This is a genomic window from Pseudoflavonifractor phocaeensis (assembly GCF_016901955.1).
Lineage (GTDB): Bacteria > Bacillota > Clostridia > Oscillospirales > Oscillospiraceae > Flavonifractor > Flavonifractor phocaeensis_A.
This window is the reverse complement of the sequence record NZ_JACJLC010000089.1, coordinates 1-10,746: the sequence shown is the minus strand read 5'-3', so window position 1 is coordinate 10,746 and position 10,746 is coordinate 1. Positions and strand designations below refer to the sequence as shown.

At 61.2% G+C, this 10,746-nt stretch carries 4 protein-coding genes; all 4 read left to right on the top strand.

Annotation, left to right across the window (positions count from 1 at the left end):
• Positions 1-563 precede the first annotated feature (563 nt).
• From H6B51_RS14455 to H6B51_RS18345, 4 genes are read left to right on the top strand one after another with little or no spacing between them, the layout of a single operon-like run.
• A complete protein-coding gene (locus H6B51_RS14455) occupies positions 564-4,673 on the top strand; it encodes an EAL domain-containing protein (RefSeq protein WP_204884351.1) in 4,110 nt (1,369 codons plus the stop codon).
• A 7-nt stretch (positions 4,674-4,680) separates the two neighbouring features.
• On the top strand, positions 4,681-7,224 hold the full coding sequence (locus H6B51_RS14450; RefSeq protein WP_204884350.1) for a chemotaxis protein CheB: 2,544 nt from the start codon (positions 4,681-4,683) through the stop codon (positions 7,222-7,224).
• Positions 7,225-7,283: 59 nt separating this feature from the next.
• On the top strand, positions 7,284-8,894 hold the full coding sequence (locus H6B51_RS14445; RefSeq protein WP_204884349.1) for an EAL domain-containing protein: 1,611 nt from the start codon (positions 7,284-7,286) through the stop codon (positions 8,892-8,894).
• A 51-nt stretch (positions 8,895-8,945) separates the two neighbouring features.
• Entirely contained in the window at positions 8,946-10,640 is a 1,695-nt protein-coding gene (locus H6B51_RS18345) for a GGDEF domain-containing protein (protein WP_204884348.1), read from the top strand.
• Positions 10,641-10,746 lie beyond the last annotated feature (106 nt).

Below are 10,746 nucleotides of genomic sequence, written 5' to 3'. Positions count from 1 at the left end.
GACAGCTTCTTCTCTTTTGCCTTTTGCCCTGAAAACTTCGATGTTGGCAGGGCCGGTTTCGTGCACCCTTTTTCATCTGTCCTGAACCGTTACCTGCTTTCACACTAAACGTCTGTCCATTTCAGTTTTAGTAAGTCGCTGATCCGGAGCGCAGTGCACGTTCCCACTGCGATGAGCGCGTAATTGCGGAACTGCCCTCGCTTCAAAAAATAATTGGCCAAAGCCTTCAGTTGGCTCTTGTTCCTGATTGGTTCTGTTGCTGCCATAGCGTATCATAGCCCCCTTGGTCTGAAGATACCCACAGTATAGCGTATCGTCAGACAAGGGGGCTATGTAACATATATAATCTACTGTTACACTGGCTTGGGCAGATTCGGCGGCACAAGCACTGTATACTGCCCGGAAATGCAAAAAGCGTCGAATCGGAATATGCCGGCGCCCCGCTGGGTATTGAACATTTACCAAAACGGTGGTAAAATGTAGCAAAAGATTATACTTGTTACATAGGCTGCGCGCGGAATAAAAATCAAGATTTTCATCGAAACGGAAAGCGGGTGGGTCAAATGAGAGAGGACTCCTCTAAAAATGAAATGCAGCCGACGGGGAACCGCCAGGACTCCTATCTGAAAGACCTCCAGTGGCGCGCCTCCATGGATATGCTCTCCGGCCTGCTCAACCGCGCCGCCACGGAGCGGGCAATCAAAGACCGTCTGCTGGAAATGGGACAGGGGGACACCTGTGCGCTGTTTATTGTGGATCTGGACAATTTCAAGCAGGTCAACGATATGCTGGGCCACCAGGCCGGGGACCAGGCCATCCGGCAGGCGGCGGAGAAACTCTCCAGCCTCTTTCGGGCAAGCGACATCGTGGGGCGGCTGGGAGGAGACGAGTTTGTCGTGTTCCTCTATGGTGGCATCACGAAGGAAATCGCCTCAAAAAAGGCTGCCGCCATCTGTGAGAAACTGCAGTTGGCTTTGGGTGACCGGGAGACGGTATATATAACGGCCAGCGTGGGCATCCACCTGGCCGGGAAGGGGCAGACGTTCGAGGGGCTGTACCAGTCCGCTGACTTGGCGCTCTACAAAGCAAAAAAGGCAGGCAAGCACCAGTTTTACCTAAAGGACCAGGAGGTGGAGCAGGACGGGGAACTGCGACCCGCCAGCGTCATCACCCTCAGCGCCCTGCTGGAGAACATGGAGAGCGGCGTGGCACTGCTGGAGATGGGGGAGGTCCCTCGGATCGTCTATGTCAGCCCCAGCTTCTGCCGGCTCATCGGGGGTGACAGCAAGGGCTTCCCTCTGCCAAAACCTTTGACCGACCTGGTCCACCCGGACGACCTTCCCTCCGTTTTGCTCGTACTGCGGGATGGACTTCAACAGGAACAGGTGGTGGAGTACACCCACCGGGTCCACAGCGGCGAGGGACAGCCCTGGCTCTGGTGGCAGATTCGGGCTGCGCGGATCGAGTACAACAGCGATCAGCCCATGATGATGGTTACCACGACGGATGTATCCAAGTTCAAAGAAACCCAGCAGGACCAGGCGGATCAGCTCCGGCGGTTCCAGACCGCTTTTGACCTGACTTCCAAGCGCGTCTGGGAAGTGGACCTGTCCACCCGGCGGTTCCGGGGCGACATCCTGGGCGGGGACGACGATCCGCCGCACGGCGATCCCTCCCCCTTCCCGGACAGTCTGATCGACAATGGCTGGATTCACCCGGACTGCGTGGCCCGGTTCCGGCGCTTTGCCCATGAGCTGCTGAACGGCTGTGCCCAAGGGTTCGGCAATTTTGCCGTGCGCCGGCGGGACAGCGGCTGCTACGGCTGGTTTTCCCTCTCCTACCGGATGCTGTTCGACGAGGTAGGCCGGGCAGCGCGCGCGGTGGGCGTTCTGGAGGAACTGCCCCGCAGCTTCACCGGCGGGGAGGACTGGTCACCGGACCAGTACCGGCTGCCGGAACTGCTGGTGGCGGATCTGGTCATGCGGATGCGGGCCAATCTGGATCTGGACAGCGTGGAGCACCTTTGGATTGAGGGGACGGACTTCAGCCACCAGGTACAGGACGCCCGCTGTTCCGAGGTACTGCGCCTGGAAAAGCAGCACATTTTCTGCAAGGGCGACCAGCACCAGTTCCTTACCGGCTTTGACCGGGACGCGCTGCTGGAGCGGTACCGCAGCGGGACACGGTGGCTGTGCGCGGAGTACCGGCGAGCGGACCGCAGCGGCAGTATCCGCTGGGTGCGGCACATCCTCTATCTGACAGAAGAACCCATCTCCCGGCATGTGTATCTCTTTGTCTATCTGATTTGGCTGGACCCGGACCACCGCCTGGAGCGGGTGATCCGCAGCGAGACTGCCCGGGACGCGGTCAGCCGGCTGCACAGCCAGGAGGCGGTGCAGCGGATGGCGGAGGCTCTGTTTTCTGACCGGAAAAGCGGCAACCGCGCCGTGGCCGTCCTCCAAATCAACGGGGTGGAGCAGTTGCCCGTCGGAGAAGAGACGGACCGGGTGCTGTACGGGATTTCCGCAGGGCTTTCCCTGGTACTGGGCGGCAGTTGCCTGATGGGGCGGCAGGGAGCCGACCAGATTGTCATCGTATTCCCGGATGTGACGGAAAAGGATGCCCTGCGCAGCCGCCTGGAGGAATCCCTCACCGCGCTGCGCCGTATGCTTTCGCCCGAGTCGGTTTACCGCGGGCTGCGTCTTGTGGCGGGCGTGGATCTGATGCCTGCGGCCACGGCCAATTACCGTTTCATGCTGGCCCAGGCGGTCCAGGCGTGCGCGTCCCGCTGGAACGCGGCCGCGGACGCGGTGGTCTTTGCCCAGGAGCGAGAAGATTGGATCTGGACGCAGCTGCACGCCGGCCAGAACGACCGGGTTTCCATCCACACCACGGAGATGAGCCGCCTGCTGTCGGCGCCGGAAAAGGATCTGGCGCTGGACAGCATGTCCACCATGCTGGCGGCCAAGACCCTGGACGCGTCCTTGTCCGGCGTCCTGCGGGCCATCGGCGAGTATTACCATGCCGATCGTGTCTACACCCTGATGCTGGTGGAGAGCCGCCGCGCGGTCATTATCACCTTCGAGTGGACCAACGGCAGCAAGCGCAACATTCAGCAGGTTGTCTCCGGCACGCCGCTGGAGAAATTCCCCCTGATGATCCAGTGCATGCGGGAGCGCTCACCGATGTACTTGTCCCGGAACGCCGCCGAAGCGGCGCCGGACGGAGAGGAGGGAGCGGAGCGTCCCTGGCACTTTACCGTGTTCCCCCTGGCGCGGGACGACCATCAGGAGGTAATGGGCTTTTTGTGTGTGGAAAACGCCCGCAAGCATCCGGCGGACGCGGCGGTGTTCAGCACCCTGATCCCCTTCATGTTGCAGCAGCGGGAGCGGTTCAGCGGCGGGGCGAATCCATCGGCCCTCACGGAGCGGCTGATGAATATACCGGATCTGCGGTCCTATCTGGAGACCCTCCACACCATTAACTCCGAGTACTACAGCTCCATGGGCGCGGTGGCCCTGGACATCCCGGGGCTCGCCGCAGTCAACAACACCCAGGGCTTTGAGTACGGCAGCCGGATGCTGTGGTATGTGGCCAATACGCTGACGGAGCTGTTTGGCCCGGCGCTGTTATTCCGTGTCCGTGAGACGGAGTTTGTGGCGTTCTATCCCAACACCACCCGGGAGGTATTCCTGGGCTGCTGCGGCCGGCTGTGGTCCATCATCCAGCGGCGCTATCCCAAGCAGATCCGCATCGGCCAGGCGTGGGCCAACGAGGTCTTCACCGGCAAGCACTTAGCGGAGGAGGCGGAGCGGGCCATGCGCAACGCCCATACGGAGCACTTCGCGCAGGCCCTCTCGGCCCTCCCCCACATCATATACGACCCCATTTCCGGGGACGCGGCCCAGGGCGGGCAGTTCATCGTCTACTTCCAGCCCAAGGTGGATATGCGCACCGGCGCCCTGGCCGGGGCGGAGGCGCTGGTGCGAAGAATCGGGGAGGACGGCGCCATCATTCCCCCGGCGCAGTTCATCCCTCTGATGGAGGACACCGGCGCCATCCGGGAACTGGATCTCTTCGTTCTGGAGCGGAGCCTCGCCCAGGCGGAGCAGTGGCGCTCTGCCGGACTTGGTATCGTCCCAATTGCCGTGAACCTCTCCCGGACCACCCTCGCCCACCCCGCCACCCTGGCATCCGTCCTGGCTATTCAGAGCCGCTATCCGGACATCCCGGAGTCCGCCCTGGAGCTGGAGATCACAGAGCGCGGCGACAGGATGAGCACCGCGGAACTCCAAAATTTTGTGGAGCGCTTCCGCGCCTGCGGCCTGCACATGAGCCTGGACGACTTCGGCTCCCAGTACGCCAACCTGTCCCTCTTCACCAATGTGAAATTTGAGACGGTGAAACTGGATCGGAGTCTGATCGCGGACCTGGGCGGCAATCCCATCAGCCGGATGCTGGTGCGGGATCTGGTGGAAATCTGCAAAAGCTGCAACATGACCTGCGTGGCCGAGGGCGTGGAGACGGAGGAGCAGATCTCCGCCCTGTTGGAGATGGGCTGCGTCTATGTCCAGGGGTTCTATTATGACCGTCCGCTGCCGGCGGATGTGTTTGAACAGAAATACCTGCGGGGCGACGTTCCCGCAAAAACAAATGAAGCGGGAAAGGAGTAATCCGCACATGAAAGAAACAGAGGAAAAGATCACCGCCGGGACGCAGTCCTCGTCCATCGTCATTGGCATCGGCGCCTCCGCCGGCGGGCTGGAGGCTCTGCAGCAGTTTTTCAGTTATATGCCGCCCAACAGCGGTTTGAGTTTTGTGGTGGTCCAGCATCTCTCCCCGGACTACAAGAGCCTGATGGCCGATATTCTGGGCAAGCACACTGAGATGTCCGTCTGCCAGGCGGAAAACCGCATGGCCGTGGAGCCGGACACTGTCTACCTGATCCCGCCCAAGAAGTACATGACCATCAAGGACGGCAGGCTGATCCTGTCCGAGGCGCCGGGGTCGCTGAACCACCCCATCGACGCCTTTTTCGCCTCCCTGGCGGCGGAGAAGCGGGAGCACTCCATCGCCGTGGTCCTGTCCGGCACCGGCTCCGACGGCACCAACGGCGTCAAGATGGTGAAGGAGCACGGGGGCCTGGTCATCGCCCAGGCCCCGGAGAGCGCCAAGTTTGACGGCATGCCCCGCAGTGTCATCAACACGGGCCTGGCCGACTTCGTCCTCTCCCCGGAGGAGATCGCCGAGGAGATTTTGAACTTCTCCAACACCCCCGTCCTGCTGCGCCCCCTGCGTGGCGACAGCCTGTTGACTGACGACGACTCCCTGTTCTCCGAGGAGGAGACCCTCTCGCACATCTACACCATTCTGAAAAACGCCAGCGGCATCGACTTTACATACTATAAGCGCTCCACCATTCTGCGGCGCATCGAGCGGCGGATGCTGGTCACCCACACCAGCAGCCTGCCCGAGTTCGCCCGGCTGCTGGGGGACAGCCAAGAGGAGGTCAACACCCTGGTCAAGGAGATTCTCATCGGAGTGACCAACTTCTTCCGGGACCCGGCTTTCTTTGAAAAGCTCAAGTACAACGCCATCTACAAAATTGTGGAGCGGGCCAAGGAGGACGAGCCCATCCGGGTGTGGTCCGCCGGCTGCTCCACCGGGGAGGAGGCCTACTCCATCGCCATCCTCTTCCAGGAGGTCATGGACGAGCTGCAGGTGAAGCGGGATGTGAAGATCTTTGCCACCGATGTGGACTCCCGGGCCATCGAGCAGGCGGGCAAGGGCATCTTCTCCGAGAACATCATCGACGACGTGACCCCGGACCGGCTGGCCAAGTTTTTCCTGAAGGTGGGGGACCAGTACCACATCTCCAAGTCCATCCGCCGGATGATCGTCTTCGCCACCCACAACATGTTTTCCGACCCGCCCTTCGGCAAGCTGGACCTCATCAGCTGCCGGAACGTGATGATCTACTTCCAGCCGGTGATGCGGCGGGGCCTGTTCGCCATCTTCCACTCCGCCCTGAAGAACGGGGGCTTCCTGTTCCTGGGCAAGAGCGAAACTGCCGGGGAGTATGTGAACCTCTTTAAGCCGGTATGCTCCGCGGAGAAGATCTACCTCCACAAGGCTGAGGGCAAGGTGGAGGATCTGGCACCCCCTACCTTCAGCATCCCCAACATCCAGAATATCTCCCTGAAAAACATTCACGCCGGCATGAGCCAGAACAGCGAGTCCGCCGTGGAGAGCCGGTACACCCGCTTTTTGGAGCGCTATCTGCCCGCCTCGGTGGTCCTGTCCGAGAACGACACCGTCCTCCATTTCTTTGGCAGCTACAGCGACTACCTGACCCTGGCCCCGGGCAAGGCGACCTTAAATTTCTTCCAGATGCTGTGCAAGGACCTGAGCCTGGTGGCCTCCACCGCCGTCAGCCGCTGCCGCACGGAGCACACTGCCATCACCTATACCGACATCGCCGTGGACACCCCCTCCGGCCGGAAGGTCATCAACCTGCTGGTGGAGCCCATCCCCGGCCAGGAGGGGGACGACGAGCTGGTGTCCGTCCTCTTCCTGGAGAGCGGCGCCCCGGAGGAGGCCGGCGGCGTGGTGGAGAAGTACGACCTGGACGCCACGGCGGCCCGGCGTATCTCCGACCTGGAGCGGGAGTTCCAGGTGTCCCAGAACGACCTGCGCTCCACCATCCAGCGGCTGGAGACGGTGAACGGCGAGCTCCAGGCGGCCAATGAGGAACTGCTCACCGCCAACGAGGAGCTGCAGTCCTCTACGGAGGAGCTCCAGTCCGTCAACGAGGAGCTCTACACCGTCAACACCGAGCACCAGCTGAAGCTGGACGAGCTGACCACCATGACCAACGACCTGTCCAACTTCCTCTCCTCCACCATGATCGGTATCCTCTTTGTGGACGGGGACCTGAACATCCGGAAGTTTACGGAGTACGTGGGCCGGGAGTTCCAGCTCATGGAACACGACGTGGGCCGTCCCATCCAGATCTTCGCCCACAGCTTCCCCGACGAGGCCATTGAGAGCGACTGCCGCACCGTCCTGCGGGACCTGGTCTCCATCGACCGGGAGGTGACGGCCATGAACGGCCGGTTCTATACCCTGCGCATCGCCCCCTACCGCACCACCGAGAACTCCATCCGGGGCCTGGTCATCACCATCATCGACAGTCTGGGGACCTCGCCCCGGAGCGAGCCCTGACAGTCTGACCGGCCCGCGGCCATGGTGAGAGCGCGGCTGAGTACAAAGAGAGGCCCGATATGAACGAAGTCATGCGGCAGGAAAAGAAATACCTGATCCATCTGGTAGATATGGCCCGCCTGTCCGGGGCGCTGTCCCAGGTGATGGCCCAGGACCGGCACGGCGGCGCCCTGGGGTACCGCATCCGCTCCCTCTACTTCGACACCCTGGACGACACGGACTTCTTCGAGAAGATCGAGGGGGCGGAGCTGCGCCGCAAGCTCCGCCTGCGGATCTACGACCCGGGGGCGGACTTCGCCATGCTGGAAATGAAGCAGAAGCAGGGTGCGTATCAGCGCAAGCGCTCCCTGCGCATGGGCAGGGAGGACGCCCGGCAGTTGGCTGCCGGGCGCTACGAGGCGCTGCTGCGCTATGAGGAGCCCTTCGCCGCCGAGTGCTACGGCCTGATGAGCCGGATGTGCTACCGGCCGAAGGCCATTGTGGAGTACCAGCGCAAGGCCTTTATCGCCAAGGAGAACCGCATCCGGATCACCCTGGACCACCATATTATTGCCACGGAGTCCCGGCTGGACCTGTTCGCGCCGGATCTGAACCTCTACCCGGTGCTGGACCCCTTCAGCGCGGTGCTGGAGGTCAAGTACAACGGTTTCCTGCTCAGCTATATCGCAGATACCGTACAGCAGTGGCTGCCTACGGCCCTGGCGCGGATCCGGGAGTTCTCCCGACTGTACGGGAAGCCTTACAGCTGCGAGGTCAACTGCGGCGTGTATCCCCTCCAGAGTGACGACCGTGATCTGGACGAGATCCTGATCAAAACCCTGCAGAGCGCGCAGATGGCCTGCCGGGAGGAGACAGACTATGTGCTTTGTTCTCAGGACATCCTCCGAAAGATCGACCAGGAGCGGCAGCTTCAGGGCGAAATCGCGTTAGCCTTTGAGCGGGAGGAGTTCCAACTCTATATCCAATTCTACGTCAATGCCCGGACCTATGAGATCGTGGGCGGCGAGGCGCTGGCCCGCTGGCAGCACCCGGAAAAGGGTTTCCTTACCCCGGGGCATTTCGTCCCTATGATGGAACGGGAGAACATGATCGAGCGCATGGACTATTATATTTTGGAGAAAGCCTGCGCGTTTTTGGACCGTATGGAGAAGTGCAGGGTCCAGGATTTCTTCATCTCCTGCAATTTCTCCCGCAAAAGTTTTGGCGCGGCGGATTTTGTGGAGCGCTGCGGCGAGATCATCCGGCGGTACACCTTTTCCCGAGAACTGCTGATTTTCGAGCTGACAGAGAGCGCGCAGGCCCGTGACGCTGGGCAGGTGCTGCAGAATACCCGGCGGGTCAAGGGGGAACTGGGCGTGCAGGTGGTGCTGGACGACTTCGGCGCCGGCTTTACGTCCTTTTACGATCTCCAGGAGTACCCGGTGGATGGGATCAAGCTGGACAAGGAACTGGTGGACCATGTCAATACGCCGAAAGGCCGGGCGATCATGCGGGTCATGGTGCAGATCGGTCATGAACTTGGGCTGACCACCCTGGCCGAGGGCGTGGAAAATGACGAGCAGCTGGGCATCCTCCAGGAATTGCGCTGCGACGCCATTCAGGGCTTCCGGTTCTATTACCCCATTCCCGCCTGGGAGGCGGAAGAAAAACTGCTGGGAGGCCGGCTCTGATGCGATTTTCGGCCTTTCGAATGATGATACGGAGAAAGGGGGCGATGACCCGTGAGAAACATTGAACACAATATGGATTCTGCCGTCCCGGGCTGTCGGGATCGGTGGGCTTTCGCGGCCGTCGGTGTTGTGGTGCTTCTGGCCATTGCCGCCTCTCTCCAGTTTGCCACCTGGCTGGATGGGCCCGGCAGTCCAGAGGCGCGCCGGCTGGACACCGGCTGGTTTTACCTGCGCGACGGTGTGTCGGAGCCAATCGATTCTCTCCCCTGCACCCTGGATGTGGAGGGTGAGTCACTGGTTTTGTGTCGTGATTTAACAGAGGAGGAGAAACTGCATTCCCGGTACGTGCTGACCATACGGAGTCGGTATGCTTCTGTCCGGGTTTGGGCGGACGATGCGCTGATTTACGAGGCGGCCCAGGGCCGGGAGCACGCCCTGGGGAGCATGTGGCACTTTATCCCCATGTCTGCCTGTGCCCAGGCCGACCGGCTGACGGTGGAACTTCAGCCGTACGGCAGCGACACCTACACGGTGGAGAGTATGCTCCTGGATACCCCCGGCGCCATCCGGTATGCGCTGCTCTGGGATAACGGGCCGGTCATCCTGTTCGGCTCGGTCTGCCTGCTGCTGGCCATCTCTGTGCTGACAGCGGCGGCGCTTTTGCGGCGGTGGAAAAGCCAGGCCTATGCCCCACTGCTTGCCTTCGCGCTGCTCCTGCTGCTCTCCGGCGCATGGATTCTTCTGGATTCCAAGATCACCACCATGGGCGGCGGGAATTACGCCGTGTCGTATTTTCTTAGCTACGCCGCCTTCTATCTGCTGGATGTGCCCTTTTTGCTCTATGTCCGGCAGATGACCCCCAATTGCAGGCGGCTGCTGACCGTGCTCATCTGGGCCGTGATTCTCAACGCAGGACTTTCCATGGCCCTCCATATGGCGGGGCTGGTGGAGCTGCGGCATACGGCGGTCATTGTCCATGCGCTGATTCTGGTGAGCCTTCCTGCCTCCACCGCAGCTTTCTGGGACAGCGCAGTGCGGCGGCGGGAGCGGCTGCTGCGTTTCTCCTTCCTGGGGCAGATCGCGGTCTATGTGTTCGGCCTGGTCTCCATCGCCCTGTACCATCTGGATCGGCTTCCAGCCGCGAAGAGCACGAGCCTTTATATGGTTGGGCTATCCATTCTCATCGCCGGTATGGCGGTGGATATGATCTCCTCCTTCGGGAAGTTCTGGAGGACAAAGGAGGCCGCTGAACACTATCGCCGTCTGGCGGTGGTAGACAGCATGACGGAGATGGGCAACCGGAATGCGTTCCAGGGCCGGCTGGACGCACTGCTGGAGCAAAATCCGGAACAGCTGGCGTTCGTGGCCTTTGATGTGGATGATCTGAAGCGGATCAACGACCAGATGGGACACCATGTGGGAGATCAGGCCATCTACACGGCGGCACTGTGTATTCGGGCGGTCTTTGATACGGTTGGCTACTGCCATCGTATTGGCGGAGACGAATTCATGGTAATCCTCACCGGAAAAGCTGTATCCCAAATTCCAAAACTCCTGGCCCGTTTCCAGCGGGAGGTGGAGGCGCGCTGGGATGACCAGCTCCCCTCCTGCGGCATTTCTTACGGCTGGGCCTCCGCTGCATTTTCTGCGGAAGCGCCCTTGACCACGGAAGACTTAACACGGCTTCAGGCGGAGGCGGACCGCTCCCTGTACCAGCAGAAGCAGGAGCGCAAGGCAGGGAGATAAACGGCTGAAATCAAAGGACGGCAGTGATGCTGTATGGCGGAAAAAGACGCAGCGTGAAAACGTGGAGCGCAACACGGGATCATGCGCCGGTGTACTATCGGCGTGG